Here is an 18,577-nt window from a genome sequence, read left to right as displayed (position 1 = left end):
GGGGAGCGGCCGGCCGCCTACTCGCGCAGGCGCACCAGGCGCTCGTGGCCGGTCTCTTCGAGCTCGGCGATCGACTCCCTCGCCTTCACGAAGTCGTTGAAGGAGCGGTACCCGAGCGCCTTCTCGCTGAAGGACGGGTCCATGCGCCGCATGTGCGTCTTGACGGCCGAGCTGTGCAGCCACTCGGCGTCGTCGTCCTTGTCGTGACCCAGCCGGAGCGCGCGCTCGAGCAGCCGGGTCGCGGTCTCCTGAGGATCCTCGGGCTGCTCTTCGGCGACCGGGTTCGCCTCCGCCGGCTGGGCCGTGGAGGCGACGGTCGTGGAGGATGCGCGGCGATTGGTGCGCTTCGCGGGTGCGGTCGGACCGAGAGCCTCGTTGAGGGATGCCTCGACCTGGGCCGCGTCGGCCTCAGTGCCCGCGGGTGCGGCATCCGCGGGTGCATCGACGGTGGCTTCCGGCGCGTCCTTGGCGGGCGTCTTCCTGGCGCCGCGCGTTCCGCGGGTGCGGGGTGCCGGCTCCGCCGGAGCCTCTTCTGCGGTCGCCGCCTTGGCGCGGGAGGCCGTCGATCTCGAGGGCGCGCGGGAGCCGGCATCCTTCGCCGCGGCACGCGCGACGCGGGGGACGCCCGGCAGGGAGTCATATGCCTCGAACTCGTCGCACGCGGCGGCGAGCGACTTCGCGGTCGAGCCGGCGACCCCGACGCCCACGACGTATCGGCCCAGGCGGCGGCAGCGCTGGGCGAGGGGCACATAGTCCGAGTCGCCGGCGACGATCACGACGTGCGTGAGGTCGGGCAGGCGGAACATGTCCTCCACGGCATCGACGGCCAGGCGGATGTCGGCACCGTTCTTCGCGTACGCCGCGGCCGGGAACAGCTGCACGAGATCGACGGCGCGCGCGACGAGCTGCGTGCGGTACACGGCGTTCACTGGAGACGACCAGTCCGCGTACGCGCGCGTGAGCACGAGGGTTCCGAACGAGGCCGCGTAGTCGATGATCGCGCCGACGTCGATCGTCGCCGCCGTCAGGCGCTCGGCGATCTCGGGGTCCTCGGGGGTCTCGATGATGCGCTGCCGGTCGCGCCCGTACGAGTTGCGGCCGTGCACGCGGTCGTACCAGGAGATGACGATGTTGTCGAAGTCGAGGTAGACGGCGACGCGGGAGTTCTGCGAGTCGGGCATGGCTCCAGTGTGACAGGCGTGCGCGGCGCGCTCGCCAGGGGCGTGGGGCGGAGCCCCACATGACAGGCGTGCGCGGCGCGCTCGCCAGGGGAGTGGGGCGGAGCCCCACAAGGGACAGCCCTCCCTGGGGTCAGCGCTCGGTGGGGTAGGTGAGCCCGATCTGGCGTCGGATCTCGTCGAGGGTGCCCATGATCGCGACGGTCTCATCGATCGGCAGGATGTCGCTGTCGTTGTCGCCCGACGCGACGTACCGTTCGGCCGCGAGCGCCTGGTACTGCATGCCCCGGCCCTCGATGTGCGACTCGTACGCCTCCAGGATCGTCCCGTTCGGGGCGACGAGGCGGAACGTGGTCGGGCTGTACCAGACCTCGTCGATGTCGATCCGCGCGTCGGTCCCGACGATGTGCGCGGTGTTCGGTCCTGCCGCATGGGAGGCCGAGATCGAGGTGGACAGCGCGCCCGAGGCGTGGGTGAAGATCGTGGCGACCTCGTCGTCGACGCCCGTCGCGCCGATGGTCGCGCTCGCCGTGACCGTCGACGGCGCGCCGAGGACGTCCCAGGCGAACGAGATCGGGTAGATGCCGAGGTCCAGCAGCGCACCGCCGCCGAGCTCGAGGTTGTTGAGGCGATGATCGGGATCGCTCGAGATCTTCTGGGTGTGGTCGGCGAACACCGCGCGGATGTCGCCGAGCGCTCCCGAGTCGATCAGTTCGCGCACCCGGATCATGTGCGGAAGGTAGCGGGTCCACATCGCCTCCATCGCCAGGAGTCCGGTGCGGGCCGCGACATCGCGCACCGCCGCCGCCTCGACGCCCGTGAGGGTGAACGGCTTCTCCACAAGCACGTGCTTGCCGTGCTCGAGGGCCAGGATCGCGTTCTCGGCATGAAGGGGATGCGGCGTGGACACGTATACGATGTCGACGTCAGGGTCGGAGACGAGCTCCTCGTAGGAGCCGTGCACCTTCGCGATGCGGAATTCCGAGGCGAAGCGCTCGCCGGATCCGGCTGAGCGCGACCCCACGGCGGTCAGATCGAGGCCCGCCGTGCGCAGGTCACGAGCGAAGGCGTGGGCGATGCCGCCCGTGGCGAGGATTCCCCAGCGCAGTCCAGTCATGGCTCGAGCGTATCCATCCTCGAGGCCGCCGAGGTACCGGGGACGGCCGATTCCCCGGGAGACGGGCGCAGTCGCTACACTCGGAATGTGACCGGTAACATCGACGCCATCGCCGCCGTCCGCGCCGACGTGGCCGCGCTGCACTCCGAACTCGTGCGCTACGGGCTGATCGTCTGGACCGGCGGGAACGTCTCGGGACGGGTTCCGGGCGAGGACCTGTTCGTGATCAAGCCGTCAGGCGTCTCGTACGACGACCTCACGGCGGAGAACATGATCCTCTGCGATCTCGACGGCAACGTCGTGCCGGGTTCACCGGGGAGCGAGCGGTCGCCGTCGAGCGACACCGCCGCGCACGCCTACGTCTACCGGCACATGCCCGAGGTCGGCGGCGTCGTGCACACGCACTCGACGTACGCGGTGGCCTGGGCGGCGCGCGGCGAGGAGATCCCGTGCGTCATCACGGCGATGGCCGACGAGTTCGGCGGTCCGATCCCGATTGGGCCGTTCGCGATCATCGGAGACGACTCGATCGGCCGCGGCATCGTCGAGACGCTCAGCGGCCACCGATCCCGCGGCGTGCTCATGCAGAACCACGGGCCGTTCACGATCGGAGTCTCCGCGAAGGACGCCGTCAAGGCGGCGGTCATGCTCGAAGACGTCGCGCGGACGGTGCACATCGCCCGCGAGGCCGGCCCGCTGATCCCGATCCCGCAGGATGCGATCGACAGCCTCTACAACCGCTATCAGAACGTCTACGGTCAGAGCACCGACGACAAGCGCTGATCCGGTTCCGCGGCGGGCTGCGCGAGCGCGGCAAGCGCGCGCCGCAGATCGGCGATCACATCGGCCGGATCTTCGAGCCCGATCGACAGCCTGATCGTCGTGGAGGTGATGCCCGCCTCGGCGAGCTGCGTGGGCGACATGTGGCTGTGCGTCATCGAGGCGGGATGTGCGACGAGGCTGCGCGCGTCGCCGATGTTCGCCACCAGGCGGATCACCTCGAGACGGGCGATGAGCTCCTCCACCCGTGCGAAGTCGAGCTCCGCGTCGCCGGTCGTGTGCACGTCGAAGGAGAAGACTGATGCCGCCCCTCGCGGCAGGTATTCCTGGGCCAGCCGATGCCACGGGCTCGATTCGAGTCCCGGGTGGTTCACGCGCGAGACCGCCGGATGCCCGTCGAGGAATCGGGCGACCTCGAGCCCGCTCGCGGTGTGCCTGGCGATCCGCAGGTCGAGCGTCTCGAGCCCCTGCAGGAGCTGGAACGCGTTGAACGCGGGCAGCGAGGGCCCGAGGTCGTGGACGTACTTGGTCTTGACGAGCGCGATGAACGGGGATCCGGTCGCGCCGAACCGATCGACGAGGCTGCCGCCCGGAACCCGCCGGTACGGCTCGGTGAGCTGGGGCCACCGCGCCGCGTCGAGGGAGAAGTCGAACGTGCCGAGGTCGACGATCACGCCGCCGAGCGAGGTGCCGTGGCCGCCGAGGTACTTCGTCGCGGAGTGCACGACGATGTCGGCGCCGAAGTCCTTCACGCGCTGGAGGTAGGGGGTCGCGAGCGTGTGGTCGATCACGAGCGGCACGCCCGCGCTGCGGGCGACCGCGGCGACCGCGCGGACGTCGAGCACCTGCGCGTTGGGGTTCGTGATCGACTCGGCGAACAGCGCGCGCGTCGTCGGTCGGACCGCCGCGGCCCACGCATCCGTGTCGTCCTGGTCGACGAATGTGACCTCGATGCCCCAGTCGGCGAACGTGTCCTGCAGGAGGTCGACCGTCCCGCCGTACAGCTGCCGGGCCGCGACGATGTGCTCGCCCTGCTTGGCCAGGGCCAGGAGGGCGAGGGCGACCGCCGCCTGCCCGGAGGCGACCGCCGCAGCCGAGACGCCGCCCTCCAGTTCGGCGATGCGCTGCTCGAACACGAGGACGGTGGGGTTGGCCGCGCGGCTGTAGATGTTGCCCTCGCGCCGCAGCGCGAACAGATCGCGGGCTTCGCTCAGCGAGGCGAATTCGAACGCGTTCGACTGGTAGATCGGCGGCACGGCCGTGTTCTCGGCGACGCCCGGCACGTATCCGGCCTGCACCTGCGCCGTCGCGAAGGAACGCGTGATCTCGGACATCCGTCCATTGTCGGGCAGGCGACGTTCGCGCGCCCGTCCGTATGTCGAACTGTTGCAGCGGGGGAACGGCTACGGGATCAGGGTGATCTTGCCGTCGGTGCCCTGCTCGACCGCTCGATGCGCGGCGGCGGCCTCGGCGAGCGGGAACGACGGACCCAGCTCGACCGAGAATCGGCCGGCGGCGAGGAGGGCGAGCGCGACCGGGAGCGCCTCACGGCGCCAGCCCTGCGCTCGCTCCGGCAGGGGGTTGGGCGCGCCGCCCTGGAAGGCACGGATGCCGAAGGATGCGGCATCCCGCCCGCGCACGATCGTCGCGATGCGCTCGCGGTCGGCGACGAGCTCGAGCGACGCGTTGATGGCCTCGTCGGTCCCGGCGGCGTCGAGCGCGACGGTGATGCCCTCGGGCGCGAGCGCCCGGATGCGCTCGGCCAGTCCCTCTCCGTACGCGACGGGGATCGCGCCGAGCTCGCGGATGCGGTCGAACCGGCGCTCGGAGGCCGTGGCGATGACCGTCGCGCCCCACAGCACCGCGAACTGGATCGCCGCCTGGCCGACCGCGCCCGACCCGCCGTGCAGGAGCAGCGTGTCGCCCGGACCGACGGCGAGCGAGCGCAGCGACTGGTAGGCCGTGCCGACAGGGATGCCGAGTGACGCGCCGACCTCGGCGCTGACCTGCGGGGGTCGCGGCTGCACGTTCTCCGCGCGCACGACGATGTCGGTCGCGTAGGCACCCGGCGCGCCCATCACCACGACGGCATCGCCGACGCGGAAGCCCTCGACCTCGTCGCCGACGCCGGTGACGATGCCGGCCGCGTCTCCGCCGACCCGCCTCGGTCCGGTGAGGGGCGCGGATGCGCGCAGGCCGCTGCGCAGCTTGCCGTCGATCGGATTCACGCCCGCCGCCTCGATGCGCACCGCGATCTCTCCGGCGCCCGCAGTCGGCGTCGGGATGTTGATGAGTCTGAGGACCTCGGGTCCGCCGAACTCCGTGTACGCGATCGCTTCAGCCATGACGTGGCAAACCTCTCCGTTCGTGGGGACTATTCCCGCAGGGACTTCTGGATCCGCTGCAGCGAGACAGGCTCGGCCGTGCCGAGGTGCTGCGCGAACAGGCTGACCCGGTACTCCTCGAGGAGCCAGCGGGTGCGGGCAAGCGCCGGCGGCGCGTCGGCGTCGGAGGGGATCGCGCCCCCTGCCTCGACGTAGGCCGATGCCGCGCGTTCGAACTCCGTCATCCGCTGCCGGTCGCGGCCGGCGTTGTCGGCGAGAGAGTCGACCCGCTCCTTCGCGCCGCGAAGGTAACGAGGCAGATGGGCCAGCCTGGCCAGTCCGGTCCGGGACACGAACCCCGGGAAGACGAGCCCAGCGATCTGGCCACGCACATCGCCCAGGGCGCCGAGCAGCGTCATGGAGTTCTGCGACCGGACGGCCCGATCCGCGTCCCGGGCGGCGGTGAGGACGCGCGCCGCCAGCGAGACGGCTTGGAAGGTCTCATCGACGACCACGGCCGACAGTGCACCCCGCACCTGCTCGAAAGCGGCCCGCGTGCGCACCGGCGCCGCGGTGCGCGCGAGCACGGCATCCGCGACCGCGACGCGCGCGTCCTCGACGAGCGCTTTCGCGGACGGGTACGGGGATGCCGCGAGGGCGAGTTTCTCGGCGGAGGTGAGGTGCTCGAGCACATACGACGCGGCCGACGGCACCGCGAGCAGCAGCAGCCGGCGCACGCCGGCGTGCGTCGCCCGCTCTGCGGCTTCGGGCGTCGTCTCGACGCGAAGCGCGACGCTCGTCCCCTGGTCGATGAGCGCCGGGTACCCGCGCACCACGCCGCCGGCCACCTTCGTGTCCACGACATCCGGCAGGTCGCCGAAGTCCCAATCGGTCAGTCCGGTGCGCTCGGCCACGGTCGCCGACCCGCCCGTCGGCACATCAGTCGCGGCGGAAGCGTCGGTGCGCCCCTTCGGCAGCACCGGGGCCTGAGCCCCCGTCGCCCGCGCGACCGACGTGCGGGCGCGGTCGGCGAACCGCTGCTGCAGAGCCTGCAGGTCGCGCCCAGACCCGATCGGCCGTGCGCGCTCGTCCACGACGCGGAACGAGACCTTCAGGTGCGCGGGAACGCGATCCAGCTCGAAGTCGGCGGCGGTCACCGGCTGGTTTGCGACGCGCTGGATCCGACCCGCGAGCGCGTCTCGGAGCGTCGCGGGCGGCATCCCGTCGTGTGCCTCGGGGCCCTGGCCGTCGAGGTCCTCGGCGAATCGGGCCGCCCAGTCGGCTGCGGGCACGACATGCCGGCGGATCGCCTTCGGCAGTGCGCGCAGCAGCGCCGTGACCAGTTCGTCGCGCATGCCGGGCACCTGCCAGTCGAATCCCTCTGGACGCACCTGAGCCAGCAGCGCGAGCGGCACGATCGCCGTGACACCGTCGTCTTCGGCGCCGGGCTCGAACCGGTAGGCGAGCGAGAGCACCTGATCGCCCTGGCGCCAGCGGGCGGGGAAGGCGCGCTCGTCGGCTCGCGCGGCGTCGTCGAGGAGATCGGCCTCGGTCATGTCGAGGAGGCGGGGGGTGCGGGTCGCGGCATCCCGCCACCACGCCTCGAAGGAGCGGACGTCGTACACGTCCCGCGGGATGCGCGCGTCGTAGAACGCGAACACGGCTTCGTCGCCGACCAGGATGTCGCGGCGCCGTTCCCGCTCCTCGACCTTCTCGAGCCGCCGCCGCAGTTCGTGGTTGCGTCGCTCGAATGCGGTGAGGCGCTTGTCGAGGACCGACGATTCCCACTCGCCGTCGACGAGCGCGTGCCGCAGGAACAGCTCGCGAGCCATCGGCCGGTCGAATCGGGCCAGCTGGGCGCGGCGCCTCGGGACGATCTCGACCCCGAACAGGGTCACCTTCTCGTAGACGGATGCCGCTCCCGCGGCCTTGGACCAGTGCGGCTCGCTGAGCTGGCGCTTCGCGAGGTCGCCGGCCAAGGACTCCGCCCAGGCCGGGTCGATCGCCGCGACCGTGCGGGCGAACAGGCGGGAGGTCTCCACGAGCTCGGCGGCCATCACGGCCGACGGTCGCTTCTTGCGAAGCCCCGAGCCGGGGAAGATCGCGAACCGCGCGCCCCGTGCCCCGAGGTATTCGGCGCCGCCCCGGCGGACGCTCTCGCCTCCCTTCTGCGCGCCGGCCCTTGCCGCGGCGCGCTCATCGAGGATGCCGATGTGCGAGAGGAGGCCGGACAGGATCGCGCGGTGGAGATCGTCCGGGTCGGAAGCGTCGTCGGATGCCGCGCCGCGCGTGCGGGATGCGCCGACGAGTGTCCGCAGCTGCCGGTGGACATCGACCCACTCGCGCACGCGGACGTAGTTGAGGTGCTCTGCGCGGCACAGGCGCCGGAACGCGCTCGAGCCGAGCATCGCCTGCTGCTCCTGGAGGTGGTTCCAGAGGTTCAGGAGGGTGATGAAGTCGCTCGTGGGGTCGACGAACCGCGCGTGCAGACGGTCGGCCTCCTCGCGCCGTTCCTCGGGGCGCTCGCGCACGTCCTGGATCGACATGCCGGCCACGATCGCGAGCAGGTCCCGCTGCACGCCGATGCGCCCTGCCTCGATGAGCATGCGCGCGAACCGCGGGTCGATCGGCAGTCGTGCGATCTCGCGCCCGAGATCGGTCAGGCGTGCGCCGCTGTCGCCGCGGGCCGGCATCCGCACCGCCGCGAGCTCGATCAGCAGGTCCAAGGCCGCCCGCACCCCGCGCGAGTCGGGTGGGGTCAGGAACGGGAAGGACGAGATGTCGCCGAACCCCAACGACAGCATCTGCAGGATGACCGACGCGAGGCTCGTGCGCAGGATCTCGGGCTCGGTGAATTCCGGACGCTTCTCGAAGTCCTCCTCGGAGTAGAGGCGTATCGCGATGCCCGGCGCGGTGCGACCCGCGCGCCCGGAGCGCTGCTGCGCCGACGCCTGCGAGATCGCCTCGATCGGCAGCTGCTGGATCTTGGTGCGGGCGCTGTATCGCGAGATGCGGGCGGTCCCCGTGTCGACGACGTACCGGATGCCGGGCACGGTGAGGCTCGTCTCCGCGACATTCGTCGCGAGGATCACCCGGCGGCGCACGCCCGCGACCCGCGAGCGTTCGAAGACGCGATGCTGCTCCGCCGCGCTGAGGCGGCCGAACAGGGGAAGGACCTCCGTCGGCGCGGCGTCATTCGCATACATGCCGCGGACGGCATCCATCGCGTCGCGGATCTCCGCTTCTCCCGGCAGGAAGACCAGGACGTCTCCGGCGGGCTCGCGATCGAGCTCCCGCAGCGCCGCGGTGATGCCGTCGACCTCGTCGTCAGTGTCGTCCGGGCCGCGGTAGCGGATCTCAACGGGGTACGTGCGTCCGGACACCTCGACGATGGGCGCCGGTTTGCCCTCGGCATCCGCGAAGTGCTCCGCGAAGCTCTGCGGGTCGATCGTCGCGCTGGTGATGATGACGCGCAGGTCGGGGCGCTTCGGCAGCACCTGCGTGAGGTATCCGATCAGGAAGTCGACGTTCAGCGAGCGCTCGTGCGCCTCGTCGACGATGATCGTGTCGTAGCGGCGCAGGAGCCGGTCGCGATGGATCTCGTTGAGCAGGATGCCGTCCGTCATGAGCGCGACGCGCGTGTCGTCCTGCACCTTGTCGGTGAAGCGCACCTTGTAGCCGACCGTGGTGCCCAGCGGCACCTCCATCTCCTCGGCGATGCGTTCGGCGATCGTGCGGGCCGCGATCCGTCGCGGCTGCGTGTGCGCGATGCGCGTGCGACCGAGCTCGATGCAGATCTTCGGCAGCTGGGTCGTCTTGCCCGAGCCGGTCGCTCCGGCGACGATCACGACCTGGTGGTCGCGGATCGCGCGCGCGATCTCGTCCCGCGCGGCGCTGACGGGCAGCTCCGGCGGATACGAGATGACGGGTTCGGGCGCGGGCATAGCCTTCGATCGTACCGAGCCGACGGCATCCGGGCGCGTGACTTCTCGACACGGCTCGCGGTCATCGTTAGTGTCGGCGGCGAAGCCGCGCGCCAGCGGCTCCCTGAACGAGGAATCACACCATGCCCGAGTCCGCTCCCGTCGTCGAACTGAAGCCGCTGCCCGCCGTGAGCCTGCACGAGGTGGTGGACACGGCCCCCGGTTTCGGCCCGGAGAACATCGCACCGCTGATCGGACCGCTCTACGGCCGGCTCGTGCCCGCTCTCGATCAGGCCGGGGTGCCGGTGCGCGATCCGTCGACGATCTACTACACGGGCGATGGATCGATGCTGGATGCCGACGGCACGGTGCAGGTGCACGTCGGCTTCCCCGCCGAGGAGGGCGACGCCGGCGGAGCGTTCGACACCGTGCAGCTGGAGCAGGTGCCGCTCGCCGCGACGCTCGTGCATCTCGGCACGATGGACGGGATCGGCGATTCGTGGATGGCGCTGAACGCCTGGGTCGAGCAGAACGGCTACCGTTTCGCGGGCGCGTGCCGCGAGGTCTATCTCGTGTCCGAGTCCGAGTCGCAGGAGGACTGGGTCACCGAGCTGCAGTGGCCGGTGGAGCGCATCGGCTGAACGTTCGTCGCTGCGACGGTTGGCCGCGAGGTGAGCCCGGCGCGCTCGAGGTATGCCGCGGGGTGAGCGCGGCGTGCTCGAGGTATGCCGCGGGGTGAGCGCGGCATACCTCGAGGTATGCCGCGCGCGAGCTCGGCGCGCTCGATGTACTGGGAGGCGCATTGAACTTCCGGTTCACACGAGCCGGATGCCGAAGGTCCAGTCGGGCGAGCTGAAGTCCGGTTGTGGGCTGAAGTCCCGTTGTGGGCTGAGGTCCGGTTTGTGGGCTGAGGTCCGGGTATGTGAGCTGGAAGTTCAATACGCCTCCCGGCGGACTTCGCGGGGTAGACGGTCGACACACCGCGCGGATGTCCATGGCCAGACCTACCCTCACCCCATGCGACCCGACTATCCCGGTCAGCGGGTGAACCCCTTCGAGGCGATGGCCGAGCCGGCCCGTCGCCGCATCATCGACATCCTCGCCAGCGGCGAGCACACCGCAGGAGAGCTCGCCGCCGTCGTCGGCGGCGAATTCCGCATCAGCAGAACGGCCGCGTCCAAGCACCTGAGAATTCTGAGGGACGGCGGGTTCGTCGACGTCCGCGGCGACTTCCAGTGGCGCTGGTACACCCTCAGGGAGGACGGCATCGAGCGCCTCGAGGCGGCGGTGGCCGACATCCGGCGAAAGTGGACGACGCGAACAGGGTGGGATCCGGTGACCGGTCGCGAACTCGATCCGCTGGCGCCGTTCGCCCGCCCGGTCCCGCGCAGAGGACCGGGCCGCCCTCCCCGACGCGGCCACCGAGGTCATCAACCCATGCCACCGATCGCGAGTGAACCGGACCAGGGCTGGATGCGGGGCTCATAGGCTGGAACCATGACGATCCCCACGGTTCAGCTCAACGACGGCTTCGACATCCCCCAGCTCGGCTACGGGGTGTTCAAGGTGCCGCCGGCCGACACCGAGCGCGCGGTCACGGAGGCGCTCGAGGTCGGATACCGCCACATCGACACGGCGGCGATCTACGGCAACGAGGAAGGCGTGGGCGCAGCGATCGCGAAGAGCGGCATCCCGCGTCGCGAGCTCTTCATCACCACCAAGCTCTGGAACGACCGGCACGAGGGCGACGAGCCCCGCAAGGCCATCGGCGAGAGCCTCGACAAGCTCGGACTCGAGCGGGTCGACCTGTACCTCGTCCACTGGCCGACGCCTGCCAAGGACAACTACCTCGAGGCGTGGCAGAAGCTCATCGAGCTTCGCGAGGCGGGCCTGACCCGCAGCATCGGCGTCTCGAACTTCCTGGTGCCGCACCTCGAGCGCATCGTCGCGGCCACCGGGGTCGTGCCGGCGGTCGACCAGATCGAGCTCCACCCGGCGCACCAGCAGCGCGACGTCACGACATGGGCCGCCGCGCAGGGAGTCCGCATCGAAGCCTGGGGACCGCTGGGGCAGGGCAAGTACGACCTGTTCGGCATCCCTGCCGTGAAGGACACGGCGACCGCGCATGACAAGTCGCCCGCCCAGGTCGTCCTGCGCTGGCACCTGCAGAAGGGGTTCATCGTCTTCCCGAAGTCCGTCCGGCGCGAGCGACTCGAAGAGAATCTCGACGTGCTCGACTTCACGCTGTCGGATGCCGAGATGGCGGCGATCGATGCGATCGACCCGGGCGACGGCACGGGTCGGGTCAGCGCGCACCCCGACGAAGTGGAGTGACCCCCGCGCCGGCCGCGACGTAACGTGGAACCGTGAATCCGCGGCTGGAATCGTCCGCAAGCCCGTACCTCCGGGCGCACGCCGGCAACCCGGTCGCCTGGTACCCCTGGGGCGAGGCGGCCTTCGCCGAGGCGCGGCGGCGCGACGTCCCGGTGCTCGTCTCGATCGGGTACTCCACCTGCCACTGGTGCCACGTGATGGCCCGGGAGTCCTTCTCCGACGTCGAGACCGCCGCGGCGATCAACCGGGGCTTCGTCGCGGTGAAGGTCGATCGCGAGGAGCACCCCGAGGTCGATGCGGCCTACCTCGCAGCGGCGTCGGCGTTCACCCGCAGCCTCGGCTGGCCGCTGACCGTCTTCACGACCCCGGAGGGGCGCCCGTTCTACGCTGGCACGTACTTCCCACCCGAGCCGCGGTCCGGTCTCCCGTCGTTCGGGGAGGTGCTGGCAGCCGTGCAGGAGGCGTGGACCGAGCGGCGCGAGCAGGTCGACGGCACGGCCGACGCCGTCGCACAGGCCCTCGCCGAGACGCGGGCGTCGGCATCCGCCGCGGGTGCGCTGCCGACGAGCGATGACCTCGCCCGCGCAGCGGACGCGCTCGCCGCGCGCGAAGACCGCGAGTTCGGCGGGTTCGGGGGCACCGACCCCGCTGCGCCGAAATTCCCGATCGCGACCGCGCTGCGATTCCTGCAGACCTCAGCCGTCCGCGCCGCCGACCCGGCGGCATCCGCCGTCGCCGAACGCGCGCTCGCGGCCATGGCCGCCTCGCCGCTGCGCGACCCGGTCGAAGGCGGATTCTTCCGGTACGCAACGCGCCGCGACTGGAGCGTGCCGCACTACGAGCGGATGCTGACCGACAACGCGCAGCTGCTCGATGTCGCGGTCTCGGCAGGCGACGCGGAGACGGCGCACGGAATCGCCCGCTTCCTGATCGACGTGCTGCAGCAGCCTGCGGGCGGGTTCGGCGCCGCTCAGGACTCGGAGTCCTGGATCGACGGGATCCGCAGCGAGGGCGGCTACTACCAGCGGGATGCCGATGCCCGCGCTGACCTGGATCCGCCGGCCGTGGACGGAAAGGTCGTGACGGGCTGGAACGGGCTCGCGATCGGCGCGCTGGCCCGCGCCGCCGCGCGCCTCGGCGAGCCGGAGTGGACCGAGGCGGCCCGCTGGGCCGCAGATGCGGTCATCGGCGCCGATGCTCGCGGAGACGGCGCGCTCGTGCGCGCGTCCCTGAACGAGATCTCCTCGCCGGCGGCTGCCACGCTCGCCGACTACGGCCAGTTCGCCTCCGGGCTCGCGGCGCTGGCTGTCGCGACCGGCGAGGTCGCGTACGCCGAGACGGCGCGCCGCCTCGTGCTCGCGTGCGTCGACGATGCGGGGGAGGTGCGGACGCCGGGCGGCGGCGACGCGGTGCTGGCATCCCAGGGCATCGAGGCGCCGGACGAAGCGTCGGATGGCGACGAGCCCTCGGGGTTCGCAGCCCTCGCCGATGCGGCCGTGTCGCTGTGGCTGCTCGGCGCGACGGACGACCTTCGCGGGCTCGCCGAGCGCATCGTCGCCCGGCGCTCCGCTGCCGCACTCGCGCAGCCCCTGGCGTACGGGGCGCTCCTGCGCGTCGCCGCCGTGCTCAGCCGACCCCCGCGTCAGATCGTCGTGATCGCCGAGGATCCCGAGGCTCCCATCGTGACCGCGGCCCGGGCGGCCGAGGCCGAGGTGGTCGCGGTCGTCACCGGCGCACAGGCGCTCGCCTGGGCGGCCGCGGGCTTCTCGCTGTTCGCCGAGAAGGCTGCTCGCGCGGGGCTTGCGACCGCATACGACTGCCGCGCCTTCGCGTGCCGGTTGCCGGTCACCGACCCGGAGGATCTGCCGGTCTCGTAGCGGCCCGCGCTAGATCCAGCTCTGGATCCAGTTGTGCGCCTGCCAGAAGAGGTAGGGCACCGGAGTGCCGGTCAGGATGGGGTACCAGAACACCGCCAGGGCGATCGCGACCAGGAGGAACACGAGCACGATGCGCTGCCCGCTGATGCGTCGATAGGCGTCGGCATCCGGCGCACCGGCGATGTCGCGCAGCGCGAACGTCAGCGCGAGCAGGACGAACGGCAGGATCGCGATCGTATAGAACTGGAACATCGTGCGCTCCGGGTACAGCAGCCACGGCAGGTAGGTCACCGCGACGCCGGTGAGCACGAACGCGCAGCGCCAGTCGCGCGTCACGACCAAGCGGTACACGAGATAGAGCACTGCCGCGACGCCCGCGTACCAGATCAGCGGGTTCGGCATGCTGTAGATGTTCTCCACGCAGCCGTTGGTCGCCCCGCATCCGGCGGTGCCCTGGGGCGTCGAGTTGTAGTACATCGAGGTCGGGCGCAGCAGCAGTGGCCACTGCCACGCCGGGCTCGCGTATCCGTGGCCCGCCGTCAGACCGACGTGGAAGTCGTAGATCGCGCGGTGGTAGATCCACAGGCTCTGCAGGGCCGGCGGCACCCACGACCAGAATCCGGTCACGGGCGTGTCGGTGGCCGCCTGCCGCCCGTACCCGCCCTCGGTTCCGAGCCAGCCGATCCACGACGTGAGGTAGACGATGAGCGCGACGGGCACGAACAGGACGAACGTCACGGCACCCTGGCGGAACGCGGCATCGGCGGGCCAGAGCCGGACGCCGGCTCGGCGGCGTGCGAGGGCGTCGGTGACCACCAGGTAGATCCCGAGCCCCGCGATCACGTACAGGCCCGACCACTTCACGCCCGTCGCGGCCCCCGCTGCCGCCCCCGCGGCCATGATCCACGGGCGATTCCAGAACACGGGCCCCCATGCCGGTGCCTCACCGGTCGAGCGCTCGGCCACGAGCGCGGCGAGCCGGTCCATGTGCGTGCGTCTGTCGAGCAGGACCAACCAGAACGCGAGCAGGATGAAGAAGGTCAGGAACATGTCCAGCAGCGCGACGCGGCTCAGCACGATCGCCAGCCCGTCGATCGCCATCAGGAACGAGGCGACGGTCGCGAAGGCGATCGAGCCGGTCATGGACTTCGCGACGAAATAGAGCAGCAGGACGGTCGCGGTGCCGAACAGCGCGGTCGTGATCCGCCACCCGAACGACGAGTCGGCGCCGAACACCGCCATGCCGACGCCGATCAAGAGCTTGCCCAGCGGCGGGTGCACGACGAAGCTTCCGGTCGTCGAGAAGGTGTCGGTGTCGCCTGCGAGGAAGCCCTCGTTCGCGCCCTCCGGCCAGGTGGCCGCGTACCCGAGCACCCATTGGGTCCAGGCATCCTTCACGTAGTACGTCTCGTCGAAGACGAACGCGTGCGGATGCCCCAGATTCCACAGACGCAGGATGCCGGCCAGCACGGTCACCAGGAGCGGTGCCAGCCACGCCCATCGCCGCGCGAGGCGCGGATCGGCGGCCATCCGGGCGGACCACCGGTCGTACAGCGACGCCCGCGTCTCGGGGAGGAGGGGAGCGGTCGCCGTCACAGGCTCCAGCCTAAGGTGGGAGCGTGATCATCCTGGCCGCGACCCCGATCGGCAACCTGGGCGACGCGTCGCGACGGCTGGTCGAGGCGCTCGAAGCCGCCACGGTGATCGCAGCGGAGGACACGCGCACGACGCAGCGCCTGCTCGCCGGGCTGGGCGTCGCCAATCGCCCGCGGCTGATCGCCCTGCACGACCACAACGAGAAGGAGCGCGCGGGCGAACTGGTCGCCCTCGCCCGCGAGCAGGACGTGCTCGTGCTGAGCGACGCGGGCATGCCCACAGTGAGCGATCCGGGCTACGGGCTGGTCGCCGCCGCGGCGGCGGCAGGCGTCGCGGTCACGGTGATCCCGGGGCCCAGCGCCGTGCTCGCCGCGCTCGCCGTGTCGGGGCTGCCGACCGACCGGTTCACGTTCGAGGGGTTCCTGCCCCGCAAGCCCGGTGAGCGCCGCGGCGCGCTGCGCGCGCTCGCGGCCGAGCGCAGGACGATGGTCTTCTTCGAATCGCCCACCCGGGTCGCGGCATCCCTCGCCGACATCGCGACCGCGTTCGGCGCTGACCGTCGCGTCGCGGTGTGCCGCGAGCTCACCAAGCTCTACGAAGAGGTCGTCCGCGGCACCGCAGCCGAACTGGTGGCGTGGGCTTCGGCCGGGGTGCGCGGAGAGCTCGTCCTGGTCGTGGAGGGTCGATCCGCCGAACAGGTGACCTTCCCCGATGCGGTGACGCAGGTGCTCGAGCTCGTCCGTTCGGGAGCCCGGCTGAAGGATGCCGCCGGCGAGGTCTCGGCCCACACCGGCCATTCCTCACGCGAGCTCTACCAGGCCGCGCTCGCCGTCAAGAACTGAGAAATGTGACGGATCGCACCGCCGAGGGGACCGCCAGCGGCCCTCAGGTCACACGGCCGGGCGGGGTATCGCGCCCAACTAGAATTCACGGGTGAGAACCGGCGAATCCTTCTACATCACGACGCCGATCTACTATCCGAGTGACGTGCCCCACATCGGCCACGGCTACACGACGGTGGCGGTCGACGCGCTCGCACGCTGGCATCGCCAGGCGGGCGATGACACCTGGATGCTGACGGGCACCGACGAGCACGGCCAGAAGATGCTGCGCGCCGCCGCAGCCAACGGCGCCACACCGCAGGAGTGGGTCGATCGGCTGGTGGCCGAGTCGTGGCATCCGGTGCTGAAGGAGCTCGACGTCGCCAACGACGACTTCATCCGCACGACGCAGGCGCGCCACGAAGAGCGCGTGCAGAAGTTCGTGCAGGCCATCTACGACCGCGGGTACATCTACGCCGGCGAGTTCGAGGCGCTGTACTGCGTCGGGTGCGAGGAGTTCAAGACCGAGTCCGAGATCGTCGACGGCACCGGCCCGTTCGAGGGCCTGAAGGTCTGTGCGATCCACTCGAAGCCGCTCGAACTCCTGCAGGAGAAGAACTACTTCTTCAAGCTCAGCGAGTTCCAGGACAAGCTGCTCGATCTCTACAAGACCGATTTCGTGCGGCCCGAGTCGGCGCGCAACGAGGTCGTCTCGTTCGTCAAGCAGGGACTGAAGGATCTGTCGATCTCGCGATCGACGTTCGACTGGGGCATCAAGGTGCCGTGGGACGAGTCGCACGTCATCTACGTGTGGGTCGACGCGCTGCTGAACTACGTGACGGCCGTCGGCTACGGCAGCGACCCGGAGGAGTTCGCCCGCCGGTGGCCGGCGTACCACGTGGTCGGCAAGGACATCCTGCGCTTCCACGCGGTGATCTGGCCCGCGATGCTGATGGCCGCGGGCGTCGAGGTGCCGCGCGGAGTGTTCGCGCACGGCTGGCTGCTGGTCGGCGGCGAGAAGATGTCGAAGTCCAAGCTCACCGGCATCGCCCCGACCGAGATCACCGACGTCTTCGGATCGGACGCCTACCGCTTCTATTTCCTCTCGGCCATCGCGTTCGGACAGGACGGCTCGTTCTCGTGGGAGGACCTGTCGGCGCGCTACCAGGCCGAGCTGGCCAACGGCTTCGGGAACCTCGCCTCGCGGACCACGGCGATGATCGACCGCTACTTCGAGGGGATCGTGCCGCCTGCCGGCGAGGACACCGACGCCGAGCGGCACATCCACAAGACGGTGGCGGATGCGGCGACCGCCGCGGATGCCGCGATCGAGCGCTTCCGCATCGACGAGGCCATCACCGCGATCTGGACGATCGTGGACGCGCTGAACCTCTACATCACCGAGAACGAGCCGTGGGCGCTCGCGAAGGACGACGCCCGGCGGGAGCGCCTCGGCACCGTGCTCTACACGGCGGCGGAGGGGCTCCGGGCGCTCGCCGTGCTGCTTTCCCCCGTGATGCCGATCGCGACCGAGAAGCTGTGGATCGCGCTCGGCGCCGGCGACACGCTGGGGCACCTGGCCGACCAGCCGATCCGCGAGGCCGGCCGCTGGGGAATCCTGCCTGCGGGCGCCGCGGTGAACGCGCTGGCGCCGCTGTTCCCCCGCGTCGAGCAGAGCGCGTGACCGACCCGGTGACCCCGGTCGTTGAGCGAGCGAAGCGAGACGAAACGCCGTGACCGACCCCAGCCAGTACGTCCGGGAGCGGCACAACGACGGCACGCGCGATGTGCGGTGGCCCGTCGCCCCCGAGCCGCTGCCCGTGCCGGTCTACGACAACCATGCGCATCTCGAGATCGCGGACGGCGACGAGCCGCTGACGCTGGACGAGCAGCTCGAGCGCGCCGCGGCCGCGGGCGTGATCGGCGTGGTGCAGGCCGGGGGCGACATCGACTCGAGCCGCTGGTCGGCGTGGGCGGCGGCATCTCACCCGCGCGTGCTGGCGGCGGTCGCGATCCACCCGAACGAGGCCCCCGCCTATCAGGCGGCCGGAGAGCTGGATGCCGCGATCGCGGTGATCGACGAACTCGCGGCGCAGCCGCGGGTGCGGGCGATCGGCGAGACCGGCCTGGACTTCTTCCGCACCGAAGAGGACGGCATCCCGGCCCAGTTCCACAGCTTCGAGGCGCACATCGCCCTCGCGCAGAAGCACGGGATCGCGATGCAGATCCACGACCGCGACGCGCACGAAGCGGTCCTGGAGACGCTGCGACGGGTCGGCGCTCCCGAGCGCACGGTCTTCCACTGCTTCTCGGGCGACGACGCGATGGCGCGCGTCGCGGCCGAGGCCGGGTACTACCTCTCGTTCGCGGGCAACCTGACGTTCAAGAACGCGCAGAACCTGCGCGATGCGCTCGCGGTCACGCCGCGGGATCGGATCCTGGTGGAGACGGACGCGCCGTTCCTCACGCCGATCCCGCACCGTGGCCGCCCGAACGCTCCGTACCTCGTCCCGCTGACGGTGCGCTTCATGGCGGCCGAGCTCGGCGCCGACCTCGACGAGCTGTGCGCGCAACTGGCCGAGAACACGCTCGCGGTGTACGGACCGTTCGAAGACTGACCTCCGCCG

The 18,577-nt window shown here is 70.9% G+C and carries 14 protein-coding genes; 8 read left to right on the top strand and 6 right to left on the bottom strand.

The features are described from left to right. Window positions 1-17 precede the first annotated feature (17 nt). Together BM349_RS12400 and BM349_RS12395 are read right to left on the bottom strand one after the other, a co-directional pair. Window positions 18-1,181: an NYN domain-containing protein gene (locus BM349_RS12400; protein ID WP_091707121.1), complete on the bottom strand. Its 1,164-nt coding sequence runs from the start codon at window positions 1,179-1,181 to the stop codon at window positions 18-20. Between the two features lie 130 nt (window positions 1,182-1,311). After that, window positions 1,312-2,295 carry a Gfo/Idh/MocA family protein gene (locus BM349_RS12395; protein ID WP_091707120.1) on the bottom strand — a complete coding sequence of 328 codons (984 nt, stop codon included), beginning with the start codon at window positions 2,293-2,295 and terminating at the stop codon, window positions 1,312-1,314. Between the two features lie 87 nt (window positions 2,296-2,382). Between BM349_RS12395 and BM349_RS12390 the strand changes: the two genes are divergently transcribed. Further along, the gene (locus BM349_RS12390; protein ID WP_091707119.1) at window positions 2,383-3,078 is read left to right on the top strand and encodes an L-ribulose-5-phosphate 4-epimerase; all 696 of its coding nucleotides are present in this window, start codon (window positions 2,383-2,385) and stop codon (window positions 3,076-3,078) included. On the opposite strand, the gene BM349_RS12385 is transcribed toward BM349_RS12390, so the two are convergent. From BM349_RS12385 to hrpA, 3 genes are all read right to left on the bottom strand, one after another. Next, window positions 3,054-4,409: an O-acetylhomoserine aminocarboxypropyltransferase/cysteine synthase family protein gene (locus BM349_RS12385; protein ID WP_091707118.1), complete on the bottom strand. Its 1,356-nt coding sequence runs from the start codon at window positions 4,407-4,409 to the stop codon at window positions 3,054-3,056. The two genes, BM349_RS12390 and BM349_RS12385, sit on opposite strands and share 25 nt — an antisense overlap. Window positions 4,410-4,478: 69 nt before the next feature. Next, window positions 4,479-5,420: a quinone oxidoreductase family protein gene (locus tag BM349_RS12380; protein WP_091707117.1), complete on the bottom strand. Its 942-nt coding sequence runs from the start codon at window positions 5,418-5,420 to the stop codon at window positions 4,479-4,481. Window positions 5,421-5,449: 29 nt separating this feature from the next. Continuing rightward, the gene (hrpA, locus tag BM349_RS12375; RefSeq protein ID WP_091707116.1) at window positions 5,450-9,343 is read right to left on the bottom strand and encodes an ATP-dependent RNA helicase HrpA; all 3,894 of its coding nucleotides are present in this window, start codon (window positions 9,341-9,343) and stop codon (window positions 5,450-5,452) included. Between the two features lie 122 nt (window positions 9,344-9,465). Here hrpA and BM349_RS12370 point away from each other — a divergent pair, with 122 nt between their 5' ends. From BM349_RS12370 to BM349_RS12355, 4 genes are all read left to right on the top strand, one after another. Further along, window positions 9,466-9,963, top strand: coding sequence for a GyrI-like domain-containing protein (locus BM349_RS12370; protein WP_091707115.1), 498 nt, complete (start codon window positions 9,466-9,468; stop codon window positions 9,961-9,963). A gap of 376 nt (window positions 9,964-10,339) precedes the next feature. Then, on the top strand, window positions 10,340-10,810 hold the full coding sequence (locus BM349_RS18790) for an ArsR/SmtB family transcription factor (protein ID WP_175525280.1): 471 nt from the start codon (window positions 10,340-10,342) through the stop codon (window positions 10,808-10,810). 9 nt (window positions 10,811-10,819) lie between these two features. After that, complete coding sequence (locus BM349_RS12360) at window positions 10,820-11,656, top strand: aldo/keto reductase (protein ID WP_091707113.1); 837 nt, start codon at window positions 10,820-10,822, stop codon at window positions 11,654-11,656. A 32-nt stretch (window positions 11,657-11,688) separates the two neighbouring features. Further along, window positions 11,689-13,533 (top strand): thioredoxin domain-containing protein, encoded by a 1,845-nt coding sequence (locus tag BM349_RS12355; protein WP_091707112.1) that lies wholly within the window; start codon window positions 11,689-11,691, stop codon window positions 13,531-13,533. Between the two features lie 9 nt (window positions 13,534-13,542). On the opposite strand, the gene BM349_RS12350 is transcribed toward BM349_RS12355, so the two are convergent. Next, entirely contained in the window at window positions 13,543-15,129 is a 1,587-nt protein-coding gene (locus BM349_RS12350) for a dolichyl-phosphate-mannose--protein mannosyltransferase (RefSeq protein ID WP_368086675.1), read from the bottom strand. A gap of 23 nt (window positions 15,130-15,152) precedes the next feature. On the opposite strand from BM349_RS12350, the gene rsmI reads away from it, so the two are divergent. The 3 genes from rsmI (at window position 15,153) to BM349_RS12335 (ending at window position 18,568) form a co-directional block, all read left to right on the top strand. Further along, window positions 15,153-15,971, top strand: a complete 819-nt coding sequence (gene rsmI / locus BM349_RS12345; protein ID WP_091707111.1) for a 16S rRNA (cytidine(1402)-2'-O)-methyltransferase — start codon at window positions 15,153-15,155, stop codon at window positions 15,969-15,971. 91 nt (window positions 15,972-16,062) lie between these two features. Beyond that, entirely contained in the window at window positions 16,063-17,634 is a 1,572-nt protein-coding gene (gene metG / locus BM349_RS12340) for a methionine--tRNA ligase (RefSeq protein WP_091707110.1), read from the top strand. A gap of 49 nt (window positions 17,635-17,683) precedes the next feature. Then, entirely contained in the window at window positions 17,684-18,568 is an 885-nt protein-coding gene (locus tag BM349_RS12335; protein ID WP_091707109.1) for a TatD family hydrolase, read from the top strand. The last annotated feature ends 9 nt before the right edge of the window (window positions 18,569-18,577 follow it).

The organism is Microbacterium sp. cf046 (assembly GCF_900114345.1).
Classification (GTDB): domain Bacteria; phylum Actinomycetota; class Actinomycetes; order Actinomycetales; family Microbacteriaceae; genus Microbacterium.
The sequence above is the reverse complement of the archived record's forward strand: the minus strand, read 5'-3'. Positions and strand labels throughout refer to the sequence as shown.